We start from the raw sequence: 23850 nt of genomic DNA, 5'->3' as shown, positions 1-23850 counted from the left end.
GACCTCTTCTGATCTCTTCGACCCCAGCCGCCTAGGGCCTCTCCGACGGACCACGTCGGAGTCGCGGGGTCCGGCACGCACATCTGCGGCGTTGTCGTCGGTTGCCAACTCCCCCAAGCTCTCGGCTTCGCTCGAGCAGGGGGGACCCCCATCGCGTCGACGCCCTCCTCCGCCTTGCAGCTGCACGCACCAGACCCCGCTCACCAGCACGGACCATGTACGGCCACCCAGTTCCGACCTGGTCCACCGGACAGGCCCTACCGCCGCGCCCGCCTGAGGAGTCCGCACGTGACGACGACCCCGATGTCCCCCAGCCTGATGGCCACGCTGCCCGGGCACTACTACACCGACCCGGAGATCTTCCGGCAGGAACAGGAACGCATCTTCGAGTCGATGTGGTTCTGCGCCGTACGCGCGGCGGACCTCGACAGGCCGGGCGCGTTCCGCACGGTCCAGGTCGGCCGCGAGAACGTCCTCATCACCCGCTCCCGCACCGGCGAACTGCGGGCCTTCCTCAATGTCTGCCGCCATCGCGGCGCCCGCCTGTGCACGGAGGAGTCCGGCCAGGTCCGCCGCAACCTCCAGTGCCCGTACCACGCGTGGACGTACGACCTCGACGGCAAGCTCATCGCCGCGCCGAACCTCGTGCAGATGCCGGACGTCGACCGTACCGAGTACGGCCTGGTCAAGGTCGCCCTGCGCGAGTGGCTCGGCTACGCCTGGGTCAGCCTGGCGGACGAGCCGCCCTCCTTCGAGGAGACGGTGATCGGTGACGCCGTCGAGCGGCTCGGCGACACGGCCTCGATCGAGCGGTACCGCACCCAGGATCTGGCTCTCGGCAAGCGCATCACGTACGACGTGAAGGCCAACTGGAAGCTGATCGTCGAGAACTTCATGGAGTGCTACCACTGCGCGACGATCCACCCCGAACTGACCGAGGTCCTGCCGGAGTTCGCGAACGGCTACGCCGCCCAGTACTACGTGGGCCACGGCGCCGAGTTCGGGGACGGCGTGAAGGGCTTCACCGTCGACGGCAGCGAGGGCTTCGGCCGGCTGCCCGAGGTCGCCGAGGACCAGGACCGCCGCTATTACGCGATCACCGTGCGGCCGACGGTCTTCATCAACCTCGTCCCCGACCATGTGATCCTGCACCGGATGTTCCCGCTGGCCGAGGACCGCACGGTCGTCGAGTGCGACTGGCTGTACGCGCCCGGGGTCATCGAGTCCGGGGCCGACGTCTCCAAGTCCGTGGAGCTGTTCCACCGGGTCAACGCCCAGGACTTCGAGGCCTGTGAGCGGACCCAGCCGGCGATGGGCTCGCGCGCCTACCGGCGCGGCGGCGTGCTCGTCCCGACCGAGCACCACATCGGGATCTTCCATGAATGGCTGACCTCGAAGCTGGGCGGTGCACATGCCTGACCTGTTCATCGGCGGCGTGTGGACCGCCGCCCGCGAGGAGCGGACCCGTGAGATCCGCTGCCCCGCCGACGGCTCGCTCGTCGCCGTGGTCGACGAGGCGGGGGCCAAGGACACCGCCGACGCGATCGCCGCTGCCCGCCACGCCTTCGACGAAGGCCCGTGGCCCCGGATGTCGGCGGCCGAGCACGGCGACCTGCTCCTGCGCGTCGCGGACCTGCTCGTGCGCGACAAGGACGCGCTGGCCCGCGCCGAGTCCCTGGACACCGGGAAGCGGCTGGTCGAGAGCGCGTACGACATCGACGACATCGCGAACTGCTTCCGCTACTTCGGGCGGCTCGCGGCCGCCGACACCGGACGCGTCGTCGAGACGGGGACCGAGGGCGCCGAGAGCCGGGTCGTGTACGAGCCGGTCGGCGTGTGCGGTCTGATCACCCCGTGGAACTACCCGCTCCTGCAGACCGCGTGGAAGGTCGCTCCGGCGCTCGCGGCCGGGAACACCTTCGTCCTGAAGCCGAGCGAGCTCACCCCGCACACGGCGATCCACCTGATGCGGCTGCTCGACGAGGCGGGGCTGCCCGCGGGTGTCGCCAATCTGGTCCTCGGCGCGGGCCCGGAGGCGGGCGCGCCGCTCGGCGACCATCCGGACGTGGACCTCGTGTCGTTCACGGGCGGTCTGCGGACCGGACGGCTGCTCATGGCCGCCGCGGCGGGCTCCGTCAAAAAGGTCGCCCTCGAACTCGGCGGCAAGAACCCGAACATCGTGTTCGCGGACGCCGACTTCGACGCGGCCGTCGACATGGCGCTCACCGCCGTGTTCCTGCACTCGGGGCAGGTGTGTTCGGCCGGCGCGCGACTCCTCGTGGAGGGCTCGCTGCACGACCGCTTCGTCGACGAGGTCGTGCGGCGCGCCGAACTCATCAGGCTGGGCGGCCCGTTCGACGAGGACGCCCAGACGGGGCCGCTGATCTCGGCCGCGCACCGCGCCAAGGTCGAGGCGTATGTCGCACGGGGCATCGAGGAGGGGGCGGTGCTGCGCTGCGGCGGTGGACGGCCGCGTCCGGCCGCGTACGAACAGGGCTTCTACTATCTGCCGACCGTCCTCGACGAGTGCACGAGCGGCATGTCCGTCGTGCAGGAGGAGTCCTTCGGCCCGGTCCTGACCGTCGAGCGGTTCACCGACGAGGCGGGTGCGGTGCGGCTCGCGAACGACACGATCTACGGGCTCGCGGGAGCCGTCTGGACGAGCGACGAGGCGAAGGCCGCGCGCGTCGCGGGAGCCCTGCGCCTCGGCACGGTCTGGATCAACGACTACCACCCGTACGTGCCGCAGGCGGAGTGGGGCGGCTGCAAGCAGTCCGGCACCGGGCGCGAGCTTGGCCCCTCTGGGCTCGCCGAGTACCGCGAGACCAAGCACATCTGGCGCAATACGCGGCCGGTGGCACAGGGCTGGTTCGACGCGCCGCCGGAGTGTTCGGGGGACGGTGAGCCGTCATGAGCCAGGACGAGGGCAAGCAAGGGAGCGGGGACGACGCGGAACTCGCCGAGTTCGGCTACCGGCCCGAACTCAAGCGCACGCTGGGCAATTTCCACACCTTCGCCGCGGGCATCAGCTACATCTCCATCCTCACCGGCACCTTCCAGCTCTTCTACTTCGGATTCGCGAACGGCGGCCCGGCGTACTGGTGGTCCTGGCCGATGGTGTTCTGCGGCCAGTTCATGGTCGCCCTGTGCTTCGCCGAACTCGCCGCCCGCTATCCCGTCGCGGGTTCCGTCTACAACTGGGCGAAGAAGGTGGGCAATCCGCACATCGGCTGGCTCGCCGGCTGGATGATGCTGCTCGCCTCCGTCGTGTCGATCGCGGCCGTCGCGCTCGCCTACCAGCTGACGCTGCCGCAGATCTCGTCGGCCTTCCAGTTCGTCGGGGACGGCACCGGCCCGTACGACGTCGCGACCAACGCCGTCGTCCTGGCCTCCGTACTGATCCTCTTCACCACGCTCGTCAACGCCTTCGGTGTGAAGCTGATGGCCACCATCAACACGGCCGGCGTCTTCCTCGAACTGATCGCGACCGTCGTCCTGATCGTGCTGTTCGCGGTGCACATCGTGCGCGGCCCGCAGGTCGTGACCCACACGGCCGGGGCGGGCCACGGCCAGCCCTTCGGCTACCTGAGCGCGTTCCTCGTCGCGTCGCTGGCCTCCGCGTACGTGATGTACGGCTTCGACACGGCGGCCTCGCTCGGCGAGGAGTCCCTCGACCCGACGCGGGGCGCGCCGCGCGCCATCATCCGCGCGATCGTCGCCTCGTTCGTCCTCGGCGGGCTGATCCTGCTGCTCGCCCTGATGAGCGTGTCGAGCCTGACCGGCGAGAAGCTGTCGACGGACGGCCTGCAGTACGTCGTCCTCGACGTACTCGGCCCGACGGCCGGCAAGGCGATGCTGTGGTGCGTGCTGATCGCGGTCACGGTGTGCGCGCTCGCCGTGCACACCGCGGCGATCCGCCTCGCCTTCGCGATGTCGCGCGACAACAATCTGCCGGCGTCGTCGGTCCTCGGCCGCGTCAGCCCGCGCTTCAGAACGCCGGTCGTGCCGGCCGTGGTCATCGGCGTACTGGCGCTCGCGATCCTGGTCGTCAACATCCGCCAGCCGCAGATCTTCACCGTGGTCACCAGCATCGGCATCATCATGATCTACCTCGCCTATCTGCTGGTCACCGGCCCCATGCTGGTGGCCCGCCTGCGCGGCACGTGGCAGCCGGCGGGTGACGGGAAGTTCTCCCTCGGCCGCTGGGGGCTGCCCGTCAACATCATCGCCGTGCTGTGGGGCGGCGCCATGACGCTCAACCTGATCTGGCCGCGCTCGGCCGTCTACAACGCCGCCGCCCCCTACCACTGGTATCTGCGCTGGGGCGCCGTCCTGTTCATCGCCGTGATCGCGGGCGGCGGCTTCGCCTACTACTGGTTCGTCCAGCGACACCGCACCGGTGTCCTCGCCGAACACGCGGCCGAGCCCGCCCCGTCCGACGACTCCGTTGCCCTGGAGGAGGTCACCACCCGTGAACCAGCCCGTGAACTCTGATGTCTTCGACTACGTCGTCGTCGGCGGAGGCACCGCCGGAAACGTCGTCGCGGCGCGCCTGTCCGAGGACCCGTCCGTCAGCGTGTGCGTGCTGGAGGCGGGACCGAGCGACGTCGGCGACGACAACGTGCTTCAACTGGACCGCTGGATGGCCCTGCTGGATTCCGGATACGACTGGGACTACCCGGTCGAGCCCCAGCCCAGCGGCAACAGTTTCATGCGCCACGCGCGCGCCAGGGTCCTCGGCGGCTGCTCGTCCCACAACTCGTGCATCGCCTTCTGGGCGCCGGCCGAGGATCTGGACGACTGGGCCGCGGCGGGGTGCACGGGCTGGGGGGCGGCCGACGTGTTCCCGCTCTACAAGCGCCTGGAGAACAACGACGCCCCCGGGGACCACCACGGCCGCTCCGGCCCGGTGAAGCTGCGCTCCCTCAAGGGCGCGGACCCGTGCGGCAGCGCGCTGCTGGCGGCCTGCGCCGAGGCGGGCATCCCGACCACGCCGTTCAACACGGGCCGCACGGTGGTGCGCGGCGCCAACTGGTTCCAGATCAACTCCGACGAGAACAACATCCGCCAGTCGTCCTCGGTCGCCTATCTCCACCCGGTCATGGGCAAGCGGCCCAACCTCTCCGTGCGGACGGGGGTGCGGGCCAAGCGGCTCGTCTTCGAGGGCCGGCGCTGCGTGGGCGCCGAGTACCTCGACCCCGACCTCATCCACACCAGGACGGTGCGGGCCCGCCGCGAGGTGGTCCTCTCCTGCGGCTCCATCGACTCGCCCAAGCTCCTCATGCTGTCCGGGATCGGCCCGGCCGGTCATCTGCGCGACAGGGGCGTGGACGTGCTCGTGGACTCCCCCGGGGTCGGCGAGAACCTCCAGGACCACCCCGAGGGCGTGATCATGTGGGAGGCGAAGCAGCCGATGACCACCACGTCCAGCCAGTGGTGGGAGGCAGGCATCTTCTACGACACCGAGCCCGGCCTCGACCGGCCCGACCTGATGTTCCACTACGGCTCCGTGCCCTTCGACATGAACACCGCGCGGTACGGCTATCCGACGTCGGAGAACGCCTTCTGCCTCACGCCCAACGTGACACGCGCGAAGTCACGCGGCACCGTGCGGCTGCGCACCCGCGACTACCGGGACAAGCCGCTCGTCGACCCGCGGTACTTCACGCACGAACACGACGCGCGCGTGATGACGTACGGGCTGAAGCTGGCGCGGCGCATCGCGCAGCAGCCCGCGCTCGGCGGCTGGGCGGGCGCGGAGCTGGCCCCCGGGCCCGATGTCCGCACCGACGACGAGCTGCTCGACTACATCCACAAGACGCACAACACCGTCTACCACCCGGCCTGCACGGTGAAGATGGGTGCGGACGACGATGCCTCGGCCCCGCTGGACGCGCGGCTGCGCGTGAAGGGGACCGAGGGCCTGCGCGTCGCCGACGGCTCCGTGATGCCGGACCTCGTCACCGTCAATCCGTGCATCACGACGATGATGATCGGCGAGAAGTGCGCCGATCTGCTGCGCGCGGACGCCTGATGCGACTGCCTCTCCAGTGGGTGTCCGGCGGATCAGGGCCGGGCACCCCCTAACCGGGCTGGTTCGCGGGACGCTTGTACATGCGCGTTGCCGTGATCTCCCCGTGCACGGTCTCCTCGGCCGGGTCCTGCTGCGGCAGGCCCGGCCGCAGGTGCTCCTCGACGCTGATGTACTTCAGCCCGGCCCTGAGGTCCGCGTCGTTGCGCAGCCTGATGACCAGCGGGAACTCGGCGAGTGCCGTCGTGTCGAACAGGCCGGTGGTGTACAGGAGCTGCACGCCGAGCGCGTCCGACACGGCCCGCTGGAGTTCGAGCAGGTACGTGGCGTTGGCGCGGCCGATCGGGTTGTCGAGGAACAGCGTGCCCGCGTGCCGGTGCTTGTCGCGGCCCCGGTCGTTCGAGCGCAGGGCGGCCATCGTGCAGTACAGGGCGATGGCCGCGGTGAGGAGCTGGCCGCCGGAGAACACGTCGCCCATCTGTCCGACGGGGACCCGCTCTGCGCGCAGCACGGCGTCCGGCTTGAGGATCTCGACGGCGATGCCCTTGGGCTGGAGCGCCGCGCCGACCCCGCGCAGGAGCAGGGACATGCCGTCGCGGCGCAGGTCGGAGTTCTTCTTGACGGCGGCGCGGGTCGCCTCGTCGACGACCTCGCCGAGCCGCTCCACGAGGGTCGCCTGGTCGGGCTCCTCGAAGCGGATGCGCACGAACTCCTGGCCCGACCACTCGCCGAGCCCCTCCGGGAGGCGGGACAGGCGCTGGGCGGACCGCAGTGTGGCGAGCGCCGACTCGACGAGCCCGCGCAGCCGGTCCACGATCGAGTCGCGGTTGCGCTCCAACTGCTCCAGCTCGTCGGTGAGTACGCGCAGCCGGGGTGCGAACGCGTCCGCCCACTTCTGCGCGTGCTCCGGCAGCGACGAGGCGGGCAGCTCGCGGATCTGTTGCCGGGCCGGCGTGCGCACCTGCTCGTAGCGGGTGGCGTTCGCGTGCCGTACGAGGATGTCGCTCGCGTCGCGCACGGCAGCCTCGGCGGCGGACAGGTCGGCGGCGCAGCCGCGCAGGGAGCGCCGGGCCTCGGCCGCCGCGTGCCGGGCCTCTACGAGGGTGCCGGGGTAGGGCTCGGGCTCGTCCTGCTCGCTCTCGTGCCGGTCGGGATGCTCGCGCAGCAGGTCCTTGAGGAGCGCTGCGGTCTCCTCGAAGCCGCCGGTCGCGTCCTCGGCGGCGCGGTGGGAGTCGAGGAGTTCACTGTGGGCGGCGCGGGCCACGGTCAACGCCTCGGTGCGCGCGGCGAGTTCGCCCGTTGCGGTGCGCAGGAGCGTCTGGGCGTGCTCGGCGCCGGTGGGGACGAGGTCGTCGGGCAGCTCGGTGTGGGCGTCGTCGCCGTCCTCGGGCGCGTGCCGCTCGGCCTCGCCGCGCAGGCGTCCGAGCTGCTCGCTCGCGGTGGACACGCGGGCCTCCAGGAGCTGAACCAGCTCGTCGGCGCGGGCCGCGGCGGCCTGCCGTGACGGTCCGTCGGAGCCGTCCGGGGACTCCAGGAGCTGGGCCGCGCGGGTGCGGACCTTGTTGCTGAGCCGGTCGAGCTCGGCGAGCGCGGCGCTCTCGTCGCTCTCCGCGCGTGCCTGCTCGGCGCGCAGGTCGGCGCCGACGCCGACCTTCTCGTAGACCTGGGAGGCCGCGCGGTACGCCTCGCGCAGCGCGGGCAGCGACGGCTTCGGCGTCTTGGGGGCAGGCTGCTCCGGGTCCGCCGGTACGTCGTCGGGGGCGCCGGCGATCTCCGCGCGTTCGGCGCGCAGGGCGCGGGCGGTTCGGCGGGCGTCGTCGGCGGCGCGCTGTGCCGCCCTGCGGTCCTCGTCGGCGGAGCGGGCGCGCTCCAGGCAGGTCTGGGCGCGTGCCTCCGACTCGACGGCCTCGTCGGCGAGTTCGCGCACCTTGGCCTGCCAGCCGGCGCGCTCGCGCAGCCGGAACGCGAGACCCGCGAGGGCGTCCGCGACGCGCCGCGCGCGCTGGGCCGCGTCCTGCCGCTCGTCGCGTACGCGGGTCGCCTCGACCGCGGTCTCTTCGGCCTCGGCGCGGACGGCGCGGGCCTCGGCGAGCTCGGCCTCGGTCTCATCGGCGAAGGCACGTGCCTCTTGCGCGGCGGCGGCCAGTTCGGCGAGGCGTCCGTCCGGGCAGCCGGTGCGCCAGGAGCCGATACGGGCGGCGAGCTCCCGGTCCTTGGAGAGCCGGGCGGCCAGGGCGCGGATCTCCTCGTCGCGCTCGGTCGCGCGGGTGCGCAGCGCCTGCCGCTCCTCGTCGGCGGCGTGCTCGTCGTGCATCGCCGGGTTCGGCGGCACGAGGAATACACCGGAGACGCCGCTGCCACCGGTCTCTTCGTGGGGTGTCGGGGCGAGCAGGGCGGCCGCCGTGCCGACGGCGACGGCGGAGCGGGGCAGCAGGGCGGCGCCGGCGAGTGCCTCGCGGGCCCGGGCGTGCGTGTCGGGGTCGGTGATCACGACGCCGTCGACGAGCTCGGGGCGTGCGGCGAGCACGCGCGCGTGATCCGCGGGGTCGACGGCCTGGGCGAGGTAGCGCCAGCCGGGCAGGGCGGGGATGCCGTGCTCGCCGAGGAACTCGACGGTGGCGAGGACGTCGGGTCCCGGCGGCAGGAGTCCGCCGTCGCCGAGCGCGCCGAGGATGCGGGCGTCGTCGGCCGCGGCCGTGCGCAGGTCGAAGAGCTGGCGTTCGGCGGAGGCGACGCCGTCGTCGAGCAGCGCCTTGAGGTCGTCGGCCGCGCGGTCCAGCTCCTCGGCCGTGAGCGGCGTTTCGCTGAAGTCGCGGGTGACGGTCGCCATGCGCGCGTGCCCGGTCGAGGCTCCGTCGGCCGCCGCGCCCCGGGGTGCGGGCACCCCTGCGGCGGGGATCCCGGGGACCCCCGTCAGTCCGAGCAGCTCCGCGACGCGCTCTTCGCGCGCGAGGGAACCGGCGGCGCGGTGCTCGGCCCCGTACGCGTGCTCGGCGGCCGTGGCGGCGTCCGCGGCGCGGGCCGCGGTGAGTTCGGCGCGGGCCTCGGCGCCCGCCGTCTCCCGGGCGTGCTCGCTCGCGCGCCGTGCGGCGTCGCGCGCCGTGTCCCAGGCCGCGACCGTGGTCTTCTCCGCGTCGCTCGCGGCGAGCGCCGCGCGCGCGGGGTCGGCGTCCGGCGCCGTGTCGTCGAGCCAGCCGGCCCGTACCGCCTCGGCGGTCTCCTGTTCGACCTCGGAGAGCCGCTGCCGCAGGTGCCCGACCTCACTGCGGGCGCGCTGCGCCTCGGTCGCGGCGACGGTCGCGTCGCGGTGGGCGGTCTCGCCCGCCTCCTGGAGCGCGGCGGAACGCTCCTCACCCTCGTTGGCCAGCTGCTCGGCGCTCTCGGCCGCGGCGTGCAGGGCGCGTACGAGGTCGGCGGCGGCCTTGGCGCGGGCGGCGAGGGCCGGGGCGGCGTCCCGCTCGGCCTCGCGGATGGCGACGGCCACGCGCGCGGAGCGGTCGGCGGCGGCGCGGTGGCGCAGGACGGCCTCGGCGGCCTGCCACGCCGCGTGCAGGGTGCGCGCGTCGGCCAGCTCACGCTTCTGCGCCGCGGCGGCCTTCTCGGCTCCGGCGAGCGCCAACGAGGCGTGCCGGTACGCCAGTTCGGAAGCGATCAGGGCGCTGCGGCCGCGGGCCTGCTCCGCCTCGCCGACGGTGTGCGCGGCAGCGGTGACCTGCTGGGCGAGGTCGGCGGCGCGGCCGCGCTCCAGGGCGGCGCGGGCGGCGAGCCTGCGGGCCAGGGTGCGGGTGCGGCGCTCGGCTCCGGCGTGCACGTCACGCGCGCGTGCCCGGGTGTCCGCGGCGTCCACGATACGGCCGAGGAGGTCCACGGAGCCGGCGGTGAACTCGCGTTCGGCGATCAGCTCGGCGCGCCGCCCCAGCTTGTTGCCGAACCCGCTGACCAGGTCGGCCAGCCCGTCCGTGTCCCGGGTGTCGGTGACGGCTCGCAGGAGCAGGTCGGTGAAGTCGGAGTCCTTCTTGACGGCGAAGAGGCCGGCGGCCTCACCCTCGTCCGCGTTCATCTCGCGCTGGTAGCGGAAGAGTTCGGGGTCGAGGCCGAGGTCGCCCAGGTGCTCGTTCCACCGGTCGTGGATCTCTTCCCAGTGCACTTCGAGGTGCGGGTACGCCTTGCCCGCGTCGGTCAGCGCGTCCCGGAAGCCCTTCATGGTCCGCCGCCGCCCCTGCGCACCCGAGACGCCCTCGGCCGAGGACCGTACGGCCGAGGACTCGGCGACGGGCAGCGAGTCCAGGCTCATGCCGGGCCCGGGCCGCAGCGAATACCAGGCCTCGGCGAACTTGCGCGGGTCGTTCGAGATCTGCCGGCCCCGCCACTCGCTGACCTTGCCGACGACTACGCACTCGCCCGTGAGGGTGTGCTGCCACTCCAGGGCCACGTGCCCGCAGTCGTCGGCGAGCAGGAACTTGCGGAGCACGCCGGAGCTGGCGCCGCCGAGCGTGTTCCGGTGACCCGGCAGCATCACGGAGAAGATCAGCTTGAGGAGGACCGACTTGCCGCCGCCGTTCTCCAGGAAGAGCACGCCCGCGGGCGCGGGGCGGCGCGGCAGCCCGACGGGCTCGTCCTCGAAGAACTCCGCCTGGGTGGGCGCGGGGTCGGGCACGGGCTCGCCGACGCCCCGCAGGTCCAGGACGGTGTCGGCGTAGCGCGCACCGGCGGGCCCGATGGAGTAGAGGCGAATCCGGGACAGCTCGTACATGGCGGCGGACTCTCGTCGTAGTAAGTCGGTGAGGCGGTGCGTCGTGGGGCGGTGGCGCGTGGCCGGTCAGGAGTGGAACGGGAGTCCCGCGTCGGCCACGAGCTCCCCGTCGTCCTCGTCCGCGGGCGGCAGGAGGCTCGCGGAGCCGTCCGTGACGGGCACGATGCCGAGGTCCGCCAACTCGGAGAGGGCGGCGGTGCCGGCCAGGTCGCGGACCTGGAGCTGGTAGCGGGCCGTGGTGCGGTAGGTGCCGCCCGAGTCGTCGCCCGTTCTCTGCAGGAACCCGGAGTCGGTGAGGAACGCGACGGCCTTGGCGACGATGCCGGTGGTGGATCCGGCGAGGCGGCGCGCATCCTTCGTCGCGCCGGTCGAGCTGCGCCTGGCCCAGATGCGCCACGCGGCCTCTAGGCCCGGGGCGTCGGAGGCCGGGTCGGTGTTCTCGCCCCGCTCCTCGGCGCGCTCCTCCAGGCGGCGGCAGGCCTGGCGGACGAAGGCGTCCACGCCGTTGACCGTGACGCGGCCGATGTAGCCGTCGTCGGCGAGGTCCTCGGGGCGCGGGAACGCCATCGCGGCGACGGAGAGGTGGGCGAGGCCGTGCAGGAAGCGGTCGCTGCCGTCGGCGGAGGTGCGGCGCGCGTAGTCGCCCATCCGCACGGCGAATACGGAGTCCTCGGCGGCGGTCACGGCCATCCCCGCGCGCGTGGAGACCTCCAGGACGACGAGGCCGAGCCCGGCGGCGACGGCGTCGGCGAGCCGCGCGAACGGCGGGTCCTCGCGGTAGCGGCGCAGCAGCTCGGCGTACTCCTGGTCGCGGGCGGGCTGCAGCTTGGGCTGGAGGCCGAAGGCCACGAGGCGGGCCGCGTCGGCGGCGTCGGCCGGGGTGACGGGCGCGCCGGCCGCCGGAGCCTGCGAGGGCTCCGCCTCGCCCCACGCGGCGTGCTCTGCGGGGTGATCGGTCACGGCTGGTGCTCCTTGGTCGGGTCTGCGGCGAGGCTCGGGTGTACGTCGGTGTCAGCGACGCGCGGCAGTGGGGCCCGGTGCGATGCGATCGGCACTACGCGGCCTCCGTCCGGTCGGCCACCATGCCCGCGGCGTCCAGGAGGGCCGTGCCGACGATGAGGTCGGCGCCGCCGAACTCCGGGTCGTCGAGCTCGGTGCCGTCGTCCACGGCGAACAGCAGCTTCTCCTCGCCCTGCCGGTAGGCCGTGCCGACCGGCGGGCTGGCCGCGTGGACGGACAGCAGGGCGACCAGATAAGGCAGTTCGGGGTCGCGGCGGCGCGCCTCGGCGAGCAGTCCGGAGAGCCGGCGCGGCGCGTCGGAGGGAAGGTCGAGCAGCTCCATGGCGCTCGCCAGCTGCTCCTCGCTGAACCGGCTGTCGTCGGGCGTCGCGATCAGGTCGGGTTCCGGCATCTCGACGCCGAGGTGCTCCCGCTCCTGGGGCGGCGTCAGCAGTATGTCGATCAGGTCCCCGACCCGTACGGACACGGGCGTGCGCAGGCCCGTCCCGCGCGCGAAGAACGCGTCGGTGACACGGCTCGCCTGCTCGACCGGCAGCGGCAGCAGGGGCGCGACGAGCTGCCCGTACAGGTCGAGGCCCGTGCGCGCGGACGGGGTCGCGAAGGCCTGCCGGTCCTGCTCGGCGCGGAACAGGGGGCCCGCTTCGAGGAGGCGGGACTGGAGCTGTGTGTGCCGGCGGATGCAGTCCTTGACGATGTCGACGAGCTCGGCGGCGCGCCGCTTGTGCTCGGGGTCCTCGGACTCGTCGCGGGCCTTGCGGATGTTCGTGAGGATCGCGTTCTCGTGGCGGTACCGGTCGGCGACGTGGTCGAGCGCCTCGGCGATCATGTCCGGGACGGCGTTCAGCCAGTCCACCGCTCGGACGTTCCTCCGGGTCGCGTCCAGGGCCCTTCGGAGGGTCTCGGAGTACTGCACCGTCCGGTACCTGGCCTGCTCGGCGGCGAGCTGGGCGTCGGCGAGACGGCCGCGGTTGATCAGCACTTCCAGCTTCACCTCGGCGGCGATCTGGGCGCTGGTGACGTCGGTGTCGAGGGCGCCCACGAGGACGTTGACCGCTTCGTCGGTGGTGCGGAGGTAGACGCCGCCCCCGTAGCCGGCGACTTCCTCGATCAGCTTGAAGTCGTAGTCCCTGCGGACATAGGAGCCGTCGGGCGCGAACGTGCCGTACACGGCGCGGAAGCCGCGGTCGACGCTGCCGACGTTGATCAGGTTCTCCAGGACCCAGCGGGCCACGCGCTCGTGCTCGGCGGCGGGGCGCTGCGGGGCCTGTGCGCCGACGCGGGGGATGAGCCTGGCCACTATCTGCTCGTGGTCGGCGCCCGTGTCGAAGTCCATGTTGAGTGTGACGAGGTCGATGGCGGAGAGCGCCACCTCGGCCATGCCGTATCCGGAGTACTCGCCCGCGAGATTGGCCTTGCGCACGTCGAGGTCGTGCAGCGGCGCGGTGCAGGCGAGCGCGCGAAGGCGGCGCGCGAGCCCTTCGTCGGCGGCCGGGCCCGGTGCGGGCCGCGGCCCCGCGCTGAGCTGGGGCGGAACGGATTCCGTGGTGGCAGGCGAAGTCACGGAGCACAGACTAGGTCCTAGGTCTGACAACGGTCGAAACGGCGCAGAAGCGACCGCCCGCACCGCACGCCCCCCCCGACCCCCGTGCCGCCGGGAACGGTGACTGTCAGGCGTCCGGCCGCTCGCCCTCCGCGACCCGTCGGCCGTACACGTCGACCAGTCCCTCGCGGGAGTCGTCGAGGTACTGGGCGAGCAGCCGCTCGGCGTCGTCGCGGCGCCCCGCCTCCAGGGTCTCGAGGATCTCCTTGTTGCGGGCGAGATAGGGCTCGTGCAGGCGGCGGGGGTCGTCGACGACGTGGAACGCGAGGCGCAGTTCGGCGAAGACGCTGCGCATCAACTCGTCGGTCCGCGCGCTGCACGCGAGGGCCACGAGCTCCCGGTGGAAGTGGATGTTGGCGGTGGAGACGCCCTTCCACTCCCGTGCCTGCGCGGCGCGGTGCCCGTCGGCGACCGCGTCGGCCACGGCGCCGAGGTCGTACGGGGGCCGGCCGAGGCCGCGTACGACGGCGCACTCGACGAGGCGTCGCGTGAGGTAGATGTCCTCGACGTCCTCGACGGTGAGCACGCGCACGAAGACGCCGCGGTTGAGCTGGTGCACGAGGAGCCGCTCGTGGGTGAGCAGCCGGAACGCCTCGCGCAGCGTGTTGCGCGAGACGCCGAGCGCACCGCCGATGCTGTCCTCCGACAGGCGCGTCCCGGGCGGGAAGTACCCCTCCGCGATGCGGCTCCTGAGGATGTCCGCCACGCGCTCGGCGGTGCTGGTGCGCCCCAGGAGCGCGCGGTCGTCCGCCAGTCCGTTCAGTTCGGCCACGCCCGAATTCAAGCGCAGATACCAGAACGAAACAACATGGGTATTGAGGGATCGTTCAACGATCCTCTACCTTGGCGGACAGGCGCTGTTCCCCGTACGGACCGCGCCCATCGGTTCAGCTCACTCAGGAAGCACCCAATCCCCTCCTGCGAGGTGCCCATGAGCACGACCCCACCGCCCGACGCGACCGTGACCGACTCCCCCGCACGCACTGGTGAACTCCCGTCCTCCGAGGGCGCGTTCGGCTGGCTGCGCGATCTCGGCCCGCGCGGCCGGCGCGCGTTCACAGGCGCCTTCGGCGGCTATGCGCTCGACTCGTACGACTACTTCACGCTGCCGCTGAGCATGGTCGCGCTGGCCGCGTACTTCGGTCTCGACAGCGGCCAGACCGGCCTGCTGACGACGGTCACGCTCGTCGTCTCCGCGGTCGGCGGCGCGGTCGCCGGGGTGGTGGCGGACCGCATCGGCCGCGTGAAGGCCCTGCTGATCACGGTCATCACGTACGCGGTCTTCACCGTGGCCTGCGGCTTCGCCCCCAACTACGAGACACTGCTGGTCTTCCGCGCCCTCCAGGGCCTCGGCTTCGGCGGCGAGTGGGCGGTCGGCGCGATCCTCGTCGCCGAGTACGCCACGGCCAGGAACCGCGGCCGCACCCTGGGCGCGGTGCAGAGCGCGTGGGCGGTCGGCTGGGCACTCGCCGCGGTCGTCTACACCCTGGTGTTCCAGTTCCTCGGCGACGACCTCGCGTGGCGCGTGATGTTCTGGACCGGGGCGCTCCCCGCGCTCCTCGTCCTGTGGGTACGGCGCCGGGTGCACGACGCCCCCAAGGCGACCGAACAGCTGGGCACGAGTGCGCAGAAGGGCTCCTTCTCGGCCATCTTCGCTCCGGGCCTGCGGCGCGTCACCCTGTTCGCCGTCCTCCTGTCGACGGGTGTCCAGGGCGGCTACTACACGCTCGCCACCTGGGTGCCCACGTACCTCAAGACGGAACGCGGCCTGACCGTCGTCGGCACGGGCGGCTATCTCACGTTCCTGATCTCCGGCGCCTTCGCCGGCTATCTGACCGGGGGCTACCTCACCGACCGTCTCGGTCGTAAGCGGAACATCACGCTCTTCGCGGTGCTGTCCGCGGGGAGCATCGCCGCCTACACGAGCATTCCCGACGGGTCCAACGGCCTTCTCCTTGTGCTCGGTTTCCCGCTCGGCTTCTGTATGTCGGCGATTTTCAGCGGCTTCGGCTCGTTCCTCAGCGAGCTCTACCCGACGGCCGTGCGCGGTACGGGACAGGGCTTCACGTACAACACCGGGCGTGCCGTCGGAGCGGTCTTCCCCACGCTCGTCGGGTACCTCGCCGACAGCTGGGGTGTGGGGGGCGCCCTGATCTTCGGTGCGGTGGGGTACGCACTCGCTGTGATCGCCCTCTTCGGGCTGCCCGAGACCCGCGGAAGGGAGCTCCTGTGAACCGCACGCAGGACCGCGCCACGGAGACCGTCACTCCTGACTCACCCCCGACCGGCACAGAACCCGTCGACAGCCACGCGCACGCGTGGAGCCCGGCCGAGGCCCGCGCCCGCATCCGCGCCGGCGCCTCGGGGCCGACCGCGGGCTGGTCGCGCGGCCACACGCAGGCCAACCTCATCGCGGTCCCCGCCGACTGGGCCTACGAGATGCTGCTGTTCTGCCAGCGCAATCCCAAGCCCTGTCCCGTACTGGACGTCACGGACGCGGGCGCCTGGACCACCCCGCTGGCTCCCGGCGCCGATCTGCGTACGGACCTGCCGCGCTACCGGGTGTGGGAGCACGGCGAGCTGACCGACGAGCCCACGGACGTCGTCGGCCACTGGCGCGACGACCTCGTGTCGTTCCTCATCGGGTGCAGCTTCACTTTCGAGTGGGCGCTGTCCGAGGCCGGTGTGCCGATGCGACACATCGAACAGGGTGTCAACGTCGCGATGTACACGACCAGCCGCCAGTGCCGGCCCGCCGGGCGGCTCCAGGGGCCGATGGTGGTGTCGATGCGCCCGGTCCCGCCGGAGCATCTCGCGGCGGCGATCCGGGAGAGCGCGCTGCTGCCCGCCGTCCATGGCAGCCCGGTGCACTGCGGTGAGCCGTCCGGGCTCGGCATCGAGGATCTCGGGCGGCCGGACTTCGGCGATCCCGTGGCCGCGCAGCAGGGCGACATCCCGGTGTTCTGGGCGTGCGGCGTCACTCCCCAGGCCGCGGTGATGGCCTCCCGGCCGCCGTTCGCCATCACGCACGCGCCCGGCCGGATGTTCCTGACCGACGCGCGCGACGAGAAGTACCGCGTCGCCTGATCCCGCGACACCCCACCGGAAGAAGAGGGTTCCATGACCTCACTGACCACGCAGGCCCCGCCTGCGACCGTGACCATCGACCTGAACGCCGACCTCGGCGAGGGCTTCGGCCGCTGGCGCCTGACCGACGACGAGCAGCTCCTGTCCGTCGTCACGAGCGCCAACGTGGCCTGCGGCTTCCACGCCGGGGACGCGGCCACGATGCGCCGCGTGTGCGCCCTCGCGGCCGAGCGCGGTGTCCGGGTCGGCGCCCAGGTCTCGTACCGGGATCTGGCCGGGTTCGGGCGGCGCGCCATGGACGTGCCGCCCGACGAGCTGGCGGCCGAAGTGGCGTACCAGATCGGCGCGTTGGAGGTCTTCGCGCGCGCGGCGGGCACGCGCGTGGCCTACGTCAAGCCGCACGGAGCGCTCTACAACCGTGTCGTCCACGACGAGGAACAGGCCCGCGCGGTCGTCGACGGCGTCCGCCTCGCGGATGACACCCTGCCCGTCCTCGGGCTGCCAGGGGCACGTCTCCTGGAGGTGGCCGGCGAGGCCGGACTGCCCGTGGTGAGCGAGGCGTTCGCGGACCGGGCCTACACCGCGCGGGGCACGCTCGTGCCGCGAGGCAGCGAGGGCGCCGTGGTGACGGACCCCGAGTCCGTGGTCGAGCGGTCCGTCGGCCTGGCCCGCTTCGGCACGGTCGCCTCGCACGGCGGCGAGCGGATCTCCGTACGCGCGCGGTCCCTGTGCCTGCACGGGGACACCCCGGGCGCGGTGGACCTCGCCCGACGGGTGCGGGCGCGGCTGGAGTCGGCGGGAGTCCGGGTGGAGGCCTTCGCATGAGGGCCCTTCCGGTCGGCGACCGGGCGCTGCTCGTCGAGGTCTCCGGAGGCGAGGAGGCCGCGGCGCTCCACGCCGAGCTGCTGCGCCGCCGCGCCGCGGGCGAGCTGCGCGTACGCGAGATCGTGCCCGCGGCCCGCACGGTCCTCCTCGACGGCCTCGACGAGCCCGCCGGCCGGCTCGCCGCGCAGCTGCCCCACTGGGAGCTCCCGCCGCTGCCTCCTCGCGGGGACGGCGCCGTGCACATCCCCGTCCGCTACGACGGTCCCGACCTGGCGGACGTCGCCGCGCTGTGGGGCGTTGCTGTCGAGGAAGTGCCGCGGATCCACGCGGAGGCCGAATTCCGCGTAGCTTTCTGCGGGTTCGCGCCCGGCTTCGGCTATCTGACGGGGCTGCCGGCCCGCTACGACGTGCCGCGCCGGACGACGCCGCGCACGTCCGTCCCCGCGGGCTCCGTGGCGCTCGCGGGGCCTTACACGGGTGTGTACCCGCGCTCGTCGCCCGGCGGCTGGCAGCTGATCGGGACGACGGACACCGTGCTGTGGGACCACGCGCGCGTGCCCGCCGCGCTCCTCGCTCCGGGGACCCGGGTCCGTTTCGTGCCGGAGGTGGCCGCGTGACGGACCGTGCCATGGCCGTCGTCCGGGCCGGAGCGCTGACCACGGTGCAGGACGAGGGCCGGCCCGGGCACGCGCATCTCGGGGTGCCGCACTCCGGCGCGCTCGACCTCCCGGCGGCCCGCCTCGCCAACCGGCTCGTCGGCAACGCGCGCGAGGCCGCCGTCCTGGAGACCACCCTCAACGGATGCGCCGTACGGCCGCGTTGTGATGTGACGGTGGCCGTGGTGGGAGCGCCGTGCGCGGTGACGGTGGACGGGCGTCCGGTCGCCTGGGGCGCGCCGGTACGGGTCCCGGCCGGGGCGCTCCTCGACCTCGGACCCGCGCTCTGCGGAGTACGCAGTTACGCGGCGTTCGCCGGCGGGGTGGCCGTCGAGCCGGTCCTCGGCAGCCGGTCGACCGACCTGCTCTCCGGGCTCGGACCCGCCCCCCTCGCGGACGGCACGGTGCTCCCCCTGGGCACGGTGCCGTCGGCGCACGCGCGCGTGGACGTGGCCCCGCAGCCGGGGCCGCCCCGCGAACTGGTGCTGCGGATCTCGCTCGGGCCGCGCGCGGACTGGTTCACGGCGGCGTCCCTGCGCACGCTGACCACGCGCGCGTACCGCGTGTCGTCGGCGAGCAACCGCATCGGCCTGCGCACGGAGGGCCCGCCTCTGCTCAGGGCGTCGGAGGGGGAACTCCCCAGTGAGGGAATGGTCCTGGGGGCCGTACAGGTACCGCCGGACGGCAGGCCGGTCGTGTTCCTCGCCGACCACCCGACGACGGGCGGCTATCCCGTGGTCGCCGTCGTACGCCAGGCAGACCTGCCCGCCGCGGCACAGGCGACCCCTGGCACGCCGGTCCGTTTTGTCCTGGCGGCGGGCCGCTGACGGGAGACCCCACAGCGACCGTCGGCCAGCGGGCCACCGTCGTGTGGTGGCCCCACCCGCTCCTCACCACGTCACCTCACCCGCCGTCCGCTCCTCACGCCGCGTCCGCCTGTTCCACGGCCGCCAGCGCCGCGAGCGCCGAGACCACCGAGCTGGATGCCCGCAGGTCGAGGCGGGCGCTGGTGCCGCGGGCCCGGTGGCGCAGTTCGTCCGCGGCGAGGGTGAGGAGCTGGGGGAGCAGGTCGGTGCACCGTCGTGCGACCCAGCCCGTACCCGCCGTGGCGAGCCACAACAGGCTCGCCGAGCGCGTGGGCGCGGGCCGTTCGGGCTGCTGCGACGGCGGTGTGCCCTGGGCGCGCCCGTCGGCCGCGAGCAGGGCGTGGAACCGCGCGGCGAGCATCCGGTGCCCCCGTTCGCCGGGGTGCAGCCGGTCCGCGCTCCACATGGCACGGTCGGCGACCCATGCCCCCTCGGCCGCGTGCAGATGCACGGCGCCGTAGCGCTCGGACAGGGCGTGGACGACCGAGTTCACCGCCTGCTGGCGCCTCGCGAGAGGCTGCCCCAGAAGACCGGGCAGCCCCAGCATGGTGCCGGGGTCGGGCAGGCACGCCGTGAGCAGGACCGCGCCCTGCTCGGTGAACGCCGCGTACACATGGTCGAGGCGGGCGGCCACGGCGTGGATGTCGAACGTGCGGCGCAGGGTGTCGTTCACGCCGACGAGGACGGAGGCGATGTCGGGCCGCAGGGCGAGGGCCTGCGGCATCTGACGGGCGAGGACGTCATGCGTCTGGGCGCCGCTCGCCGCGAAGTTGTGGAACTCCACGGGTATGCCGTCCGGGGCGAGCCCGGCGGAGAGCAGCGCGGCCCAGCCGCGCCAGCCGTCGCCGACCGGGTCGCCGAGCCCTTCGGTGAGGGAGTCACCGAGGGCGACGAACCGCAGGACCTCGCTCATACGGCATCCCGCCCGGTCACCCGTACAGGCACGTCGGCCGTCCCCAGGAGAGACACGTCGGCGGCCGTCCGGCGCGGCACGTCGGCCGTGACCCGTACCGCGTCATGCGCCTGCAGGAAGGCATCCACCGCGGCGCCCCACCCGAAGCACTCGGCACGCGCGCGTGCCGCCTCCCGGCGTTCTTCCCTGGGCCGCGCGACGAGCTCATCGACCGCGACGGCGAAGGCCTCGCCGGTGTCCTGCGCGACTCCCCCGGCGGGGCCCACGACCTCGGGCAGCGCCGACGACGCGCTGGCGACGACGGGAGTGCCACAGGCCATGGCCTCGAGCGCGGCGAGCCCGAACGTCTCCGCGGGCCCCGGCGCGAGACACACGTCGGCGGCGGCCTGCAACGCCGCGAGATGCCCGCGGTCTGCCACGTGCCCGAGGAACGTCACCGGCAACCTCCGTGCGCGCGCCTGCTGTTCGAGCCGGGCCCGCAACGGCCCGTCCCCGGCGACGACGAGCACCGCCTGCGTCCCGCGGCGACGGAGCGCGGCCAGGGCGTCGAGCGCGGTGCCGGGCCGCTTCTCCACGGAGAGACGCGAGCACATGACGAGCAGCACCTCACCCACGCGCGCGTAGCGCTCCCGCACGGCCGGGTCCCACAGGCTCGGACGGCACCGCTCCAGATCGACGCCGAGCGGGGCGCGTACGACGTTGCGCGCCCCGATGCGGATGAACTCGCGCTCCGCGTACTCGGTCGTGCACACCACGCGCGCGTAGGCGTGCGCTGTGCGGGAGTTGAGCGCGTCGGCGGCGCGCAGAGCGAGCTTCTCGGGAAGGCCCCAGGTCCGCAGGACCCCGTCGGCCGTCTCGTGGGACACCATCACGGCGGGGACCCGGGCGCGCCGCGCCCACTCCCCCGTCCACCTCAGCGTCGTGCGGTCGGACACCTCGATCCGGTCGGGCGCGAGGCGTTCGAGCAGTTCGGTCACGCGCCGCCGGTCGGTGAGGACGCGATAGCCGCCGGTGCCGGGAAGCAGCGTCCCAGGCAGCCTGATGACGCGGCCCTGCGTGCTGTCGTGCTCGCCGGCCCGCTCCCCCGGAACGATCAGGACGGGCTCGTGCCCGGCGGCGCGGTAGCCGGCCCCCAGCTCCCTCAGGGCGGTGCGCAGTCCGCCCGAGGAGGGCGCGACGAAGTTGGCGAGACGTACGATCCGCAGCCCGCTCATGCCGCCACCGCCGTCCGCGCGTCGAGGATCTCTCCGTAGTGGCCGACGAGTTGGTCGCCGACGGCCGCCCAGGTCCGCCCTTCGACCGTGCTGCGGCCGGCCGCCCCGTAGGCGAGGCGACGCAGCGGGTCAGCGGCGAGCGACCAGACGGCGTCGCGTACGGCCGCCGCGTCTCCGGGTGCGACGAGGAGCCCGGTCCGGCCGTGTGCGACGAGGTCCAGCGGCCCTCCGGCGGCGGGCGCGATCACCGGGACGCCGCTGGCCATGGCCTCCTGCACGGTCTGGCAGAACGTCTCGTAGGGGCCCGTGTGGGCGAAGATGTCCAACGAGGCGAAGATGCGGGCGAGTTCGGCGCCGGTGCGGCGGCCGAGGAAGACGGCGCCGGGAAGTGCCTCGCGCAGGCCGGGCTCGCTGGGGCCGTCGCCGACGATGACCACGCGCACGCCGTCGAGGGCGCACGCGCCGGCCAGCAGGTCGACTTGTTTCTCGGGGGCGAGCCGGCCCACATAGCCGACGATCAGCTCGCCGTCGGGCGCGAGCTCGCGCCTCAGGGCTTCGTCGCGCAGGTCGGGCCGGAAGCGGACGGTGTCCACCCCTCGCGGCCAGAGCCGCACGCGGGGCACCCCGTGCACCTCCAGGTCGTGCACGGCGGCGCTGGACGGGGCGAGTGTGCGGTCGGCGGCACCGTGGACGCTGCGGATCCGCCGCCACGCGGTGGCCTCACCTGCCCCCATGTACGTACGCGCGTAACCGGCGAGGTCGGTCTGGTAGACGGCGACGGCGGGGATCCGCAGCCGTGAGGCGGCGGCCATGCCGCGCACGCCGAGGATGAACGGGCTGGCCAGATGGACGAGTTCGGCGCCGTGCGCTGCCACGGCCGCCGCGACCCGGCGGCTCGGCAGCGCCACCCGGACCTGCGGGTAGCCCGGCAGCGGCAGGGAGGGCACCCTTACGACGGGGCAGGGGGCATCGGTGTCGGTGTCAGGGCCCGGCGCGGTGGCCGGGGCGATGACGAGGGGGTCGTGACCGCGCGCGGCGAGGTGCCGGGCGGTCTGCAGGGCGCAGTGAGCCACACCGTTGATGTCGGGGGGAAAGGACTCGGTGACGATGACGACACGCATACCGGTGTTGTCGTCGCGTCGAGCGTGGGCACGTCAACGTGGATCTTTCCTGGCGAGGAACGTCCCATGAGCGTTGGCCCTCGCTCGCCGACGGCCGGGAGGCAGCGTCCATCGCGCGTTGCCTCCCGGAAAGCCGCCGGTCACAAAGCCGTCGCGTCCGGGCCTATTCTGCTGCGCACCGCGGTCTGCACCTCGGCCTCCTCGGCCGGGTCGGCGGCGAGTCTCCTGAGCTGGTCCACGACGCGCGCGTCGCCTGTCTCCGCGTGGCGCGCGGCGACTTCGCGGGTGGATTCCTCGCAGTCCCACAGGCATTCGACGGCGAATCCCGCGGCGAAGGAGGGGTCGGTGGCGGCGAGGGCCCTGGCGGCGTGGCCGCGCAGGTGGGACGAGGCGGTCTCTCTGTAGACGTGGCGCAGAACGGGGGCGGCGCTGGTGATGCCGAGGCGTCCCGCCCCGTCGACCAGGGGCCACAGGGTCGGCGCGTCGGCGCCTTCGCCGCGCACCGCCTCGCGCAGTGCGGCCAGGACCGGTTCGGCGTCCTTCGCTCCGCCGCGGCAGGCGAGCATACGTCCCGCGGCGGCACCGAGGGCGTCGGGCCTGGGGGCCCAGCGGCGGGCGCGCTCCAGGGAGTCGGCCGTCCGCATGCGTTCGAAGGCGTCGAGGGCGGCGTCCACCACGGCGTGCGAGGGGCTCTCCACGGCGGCCTCGATCAGATCGAGGACGTCGGGATCATGGGTGTCGGCGAGATAGCGCAGGGCCGTGCTCCGGGCGCCGTCGTGCCCGGTGAGCGCGGCCTGGACGATCTCGGCCCTGTCGTCGGGTCCGGCGACGGCGGTCAGGCAGCGCGCGGCGGGCACGTACAGGACGACTCCGCGTTCGAGGCCTTCCTGGGCCCAGTCGAAGACGGCCCGCACGCTCCAGCCGGGGCGTGGCCCGGCGGGGCGCATCTGGCGCTGCCACTGGTCGAAGGAGCCGCGTTCCTGGGCGGCGCGCACGCGGGCGCCGATGGCTTCCCTGGGGTCGTCGGCCCACAGCCGCCAGGGACGCGGTTCATAGGCGTCGCGCACGGCGGCGGCGAGTTCGGCGTCGCCCTCGGGGCCCTCGGGGAATCTGTCGAGGATGGGGGCGGCGAGCACGCGCAGCCCCGCGTCGTCGTCGCGCAGGGCCAGCTCGTCGAGCGCCCAGGCCCAGCTGGACCCGAAGGCGGCGTAGCGGCGCAGCAGCTCCAGGGCGTCGCGCCTGCCGTACGAGGCGAGGTGGCCGAGGACCGCGAGCGCGAGGCCCGTGCGTGACTCGTCCGTGTCGAGGACGTCGTCGGGGTCGAAGAGGTGGCGCTCGATCTCCCCCAGCTCTCCGTGGAGGTCGAGGTAGAGACGGGCGTAGTAGAGCGAGCGGTTCTCCACCTGCCAGTCGTGGCGGGGGTCGCTCAGCACACAGTGATTCAGAGCCGCGAGCGCTTCGGCGCGCGGCGCCGTCAACGCGTGCAGGGTGCCGTCGCCGCGGCCCCTCTGCAGCAGGCCGAGCAGCGTACCGCTGGGCGCTATGACCGGATCGAACATGGGAAACAGCCTCACATCAAGCGTCGACGCAACCGGGGGAACCGCACTACCTGGCCGCGCGACAACACCGCGGGGCGCCCGCCGTCTCTTGCTTGCTGTAGACCATCTTCCTCTGCCTCTCGTCCGTGGTCCGCATCGGACCGTTCACGGCCCACGCGGTGTGGCACCATCTGCCCCGCCGTCGCGTCCGTGAATCACGTCGTCA

General features: G+C 73.3%; 17 protein-coding genes. 9 read left to right on the top strand and 8 right to left on the bottom strand.

Going from position 1 to position 23850, the window contains the following annotated elements:
• The first annotated feature begins 303 nt into the window (after nucleotides 1-303).
• Genes ACWIGU_RS36380 through ACWIGU_RS36365 form a run of 4 tightly spaced genes read left to right on the top strand, consistent with a single transcriptional unit; the run spans nucleotide 304 to nucleotide 6034 of the window.
• Complete coding sequence (locus ACWIGU_RS36380) at nucleotides 304-1419, top strand: aromatic ring-hydroxylating oxygenase subunit alpha (RefSeq protein ID WP_454405956.1); 1116 nt, start codon at nucleotides 304-306, stop codon at nucleotides 1417-1419.
• Nucleotides 1412-2914 carry an aldehyde dehydrogenase family protein gene (locus ACWIGU_RS36375; protein ID WP_454405930.1) on the top strand — a complete coding sequence of 501 codons (1503 nt, stop codon included), beginning with the start codon at nucleotides 1412-1414 and terminating at the stop codon, nucleotides 2912-2914. The genes ACWIGU_RS36380 and ACWIGU_RS36375 overlap by 8 nt, the downstream gene beginning before the upstream one ends.
• A complete protein-coding gene (locus ACWIGU_RS36370; RefSeq protein WP_454405928.1) occupies nucleotides 2911-4494 on the top strand; it encodes an APC family permease in 1584 nt (527 codons plus the stop codon). Before ACWIGU_RS36375 ends, ACWIGU_RS36370 begins: the two co-directional genes overlap by 4 nt.
• The gene (locus tag ACWIGU_RS36365) at nucleotides 4484-6034 is read left to right on the top strand and encodes a GMC family oxidoreductase (RefSeq protein ID WP_454405955.1); all 1551 of its coding nucleotides are present in this window, start codon (nucleotides 4484-4486) and stop codon (nucleotides 6032-6034) included. Before ACWIGU_RS36370 ends, ACWIGU_RS36365 begins: the two co-directional genes overlap by 11 nt.
• Before the next feature lie 49 nt (nucleotides 6035-6083).
• Here the strand turns inward: ACWIGU_RS36365 and ACWIGU_RS36360 are convergent, their stop codons facing one another.
• The 4 genes from ACWIGU_RS36360 to ACWIGU_RS36345 form a co-directional block, all read right to left on the bottom strand.
• Nucleotides 6084-10784 (bottom strand): hypothetical protein, encoded by a 4701-nt coding sequence (locus tag ACWIGU_RS36360; RefSeq protein WP_454405927.1) that lies wholly within the window; start codon nucleotides 10782-10784, stop codon nucleotides 6084-6086.
• Nucleotides 10785-10850: 66 nt separating this feature from the next.
• Nucleotides 10851-11744 carry a hypothetical protein gene (locus ACWIGU_RS36355; protein WP_454405926.1) on the bottom strand — a complete coding sequence of 298 codons (894 nt, stop codon included), beginning with the start codon at nucleotides 11742-11744 and terminating at the stop codon, nucleotides 10851-10853.
• Nucleotides 11745-11838: 94 nt separating this feature from the next.
• Complete coding sequence (locus ACWIGU_RS36350; RefSeq protein WP_454405925.1) at nucleotides 11839-13365, bottom strand: hypothetical protein; 1527 nt, start codon at nucleotides 13363-13365, stop codon at nucleotides 11839-11841.
• Between the two features lie 106 nt (nucleotides 13366-13471).
• Nucleotides 13472-14176, bottom strand: a complete 705-nt coding sequence (locus ACWIGU_RS36345) for a GntR family transcriptional regulator (RefSeq protein WP_454405924.1) — start codon at nucleotides 14174-14176, stop codon at nucleotides 13472-13474.
• 159 nt (nucleotides 14177-14335) lie between these two features.
• On the opposite strand from ACWIGU_RS36345, the gene ACWIGU_RS36340 reads away from it, so the two are divergent.
• From ACWIGU_RS36340 to ACWIGU_RS36320, 5 genes are read left to right on the top strand one after another with little or no spacing between them, the layout of a single operon-like run.
• Nucleotides 14336-15637 carry an MFS transporter gene (locus ACWIGU_RS36340; protein ID WP_454405923.1) on the top strand — a complete coding sequence of 434 codons (1302 nt, stop codon included), beginning with the start codon at nucleotides 14336-14338 and terminating at the stop codon, nucleotides 15635-15637.
• Nucleotides 15634-16491, top strand: coding sequence for a putative hydro-lyase (locus ACWIGU_RS36335; RefSeq protein ID WP_454405922.1), 858 nt, complete (start codon nucleotides 15634-15636; stop codon nucleotides 16489-16491). The genes ACWIGU_RS36340 and ACWIGU_RS36335 overlap by 4 nt, the downstream gene beginning before the upstream one ends.
• Before the next feature lie 33 nt (nucleotides 16492-16524).
• Nucleotides 16525-17316 (top strand): LamB/YcsF family protein, encoded by a 792-nt coding sequence (locus ACWIGU_RS36330; protein ID WP_454405921.1) that lies wholly within the window; start codon nucleotides 16525-16527, stop codon nucleotides 17314-17316.
• Nucleotides 17313-17933 carry a 5-oxoprolinase subunit B family protein gene (locus ACWIGU_RS36325; RefSeq protein WP_454405920.1) on the top strand — a complete coding sequence of 207 codons (621 nt, stop codon included), beginning with the start codon at nucleotides 17313-17315 and terminating at the stop codon, nucleotides 17931-17933. Before ACWIGU_RS36330 ends, ACWIGU_RS36325 begins: the two co-directional genes overlap by 4 nt.
• Nucleotides 17930-18799 carry a 5-oxoprolinase subunit C family protein gene (locus ACWIGU_RS36320; RefSeq protein WP_454405919.1) on the top strand — a complete coding sequence of 290 codons (870 nt, stop codon included), beginning with the start codon at nucleotides 17930-17932 and terminating at the stop codon, nucleotides 18797-18799. The genes ACWIGU_RS36325 and ACWIGU_RS36320 overlap by 4 nt, the downstream gene beginning before the upstream one ends.
• Nucleotides 18800-18893: 94 nt before the next feature.
• Here the strand turns inward: ACWIGU_RS36320 and ACWIGU_RS36315 are convergent, their stop codons facing one another.
• The 4 genes from ACWIGU_RS36315 to ACWIGU_RS36300 form a co-directional block, all read right to left on the bottom strand.
• Nucleotides 18894-19751: an SGNH/GDSL hydrolase family protein gene (locus ACWIGU_RS36315; protein WP_454405918.1), complete on the bottom strand. Its 858-nt coding sequence runs from the start codon at nucleotides 19749-19751 to the stop codon at nucleotides 18894-18896.
• Nucleotides 19748-20965, bottom strand: coding sequence for a glycosyltransferase (locus ACWIGU_RS36310; RefSeq protein WP_454405917.1), 1218 nt, complete (start codon nucleotides 20963-20965; stop codon nucleotides 19748-19750). Before ACWIGU_RS36310 ends, ACWIGU_RS36315 begins: the two co-directional genes overlap by 4 nt.
• On the bottom strand, nucleotides 20962-22086 hold the full coding sequence (locus ACWIGU_RS36305) for a glycosyltransferase family 4 protein (protein ID WP_454405916.1): 1125 nt from the start codon (nucleotides 22084-22086) through the stop codon (nucleotides 20962-20964). Before ACWIGU_RS36305 ends, ACWIGU_RS36310 begins: the two co-directional genes overlap by 4 nt.
• Before the next feature lie 140 nt (nucleotides 22087-22226).
• Nucleotides 22227-23645 (bottom strand): HEAT repeat domain-containing protein, encoded by a 1419-nt coding sequence (locus ACWIGU_RS36300; protein ID WP_454405915.1) that lies wholly within the window; start codon nucleotides 23643-23645, stop codon nucleotides 22227-22229.
• Nucleotides 23646-23850 lie beyond the last annotated feature (205 nt).

Source organism: Streptomyces sp. NPDC055400 (genome assembly GCF_053644375.1).
This window is presented reverse-complemented; position numbering and strand designations above follow the sequence as displayed.

What these genes read in the sequence shown, in the direction of transcription:
- ACWIGU_RS36305 (WP_454405916.1), bottom strand. Translation starts at nt 22,086, where the DNA reads ATGCGTGTCGTCATCGTCACCGAGTCCTTTCCCCCCGACATCAACGGT.
- ACWIGU_RS36325 (WP_454405920.1), top strand. Translation starts at nt 17,313, where the DNA reads ATGAGGGCCCTTCCGGTCGGCGACCGGGCGCTGCTCGTCGAGGTCTCC.
- ACWIGU_RS36380 (WP_454405956.1), top strand. Translation starts at nt 304, where the DNA reads ATGTCCCCCAGCCTGATGGCCACGCTGCCCGGGCACTACTACACCGAC.
- ACWIGU_RS36360 (WP_454405927.1), bottom strand. Translation starts at nt 10,784, where the DNA reads ATGTACGAGCTGTCCCGGATTCGCCTCTACTCCATCGGGCCCGCCGGT.
- ACWIGU_RS36375 (WP_454405930.1), top strand. Translation starts at nt 1,412, where the DNA reads ATGCCTGACCTGTTCATCGGCGGCGTGTGGACCGCCGCCCGCGAGGAG.
- ACWIGU_RS36315 (WP_454405918.1), bottom strand. Translation starts at nt 19,751, where the DNA reads ATGAGCGAGGTCCTGCGGTTCGTCGCCCTCGGTGACTCCCTCACCGAA.
- ACWIGU_RS36300 (WP_454405915.1), bottom strand. Translation starts at nt 23,645, where the DNA reads ATGTTCGATCCGGTCATAGCGCCCAGCGGTACGCTGCTCGGCCTGCTG.
- ACWIGU_RS36310 (WP_454405917.1), bottom strand. Translation starts at nt 20,965, where the DNA reads ATGAGCGGGCTGCGGATCGTACGTCTCGCCAACTTCGTCGCGCCCTCC.
- ACWIGU_RS36370 (WP_454405928.1), top strand. Translation starts at nt 2,911, where the DNA reads ATGAGCCAGGACGAGGGCAAGCAAGGGAGCGGGGACGACGCGGAACTC.
- ACWIGU_RS36340 (WP_454405923.1), top strand. Translation starts at nt 14,336, where the DNA reads ATGAGCACGACCCCACCGCCCGACGCGACCGTGACCGACTCCCCCGCA.
- ACWIGU_RS36330 (WP_454405921.1), top strand. Translation starts at nt 16,525, where the DNA reads ATGACCTCACTGACCACGCAGGCCCCGCCTGCGACCGTGACCATCGAC.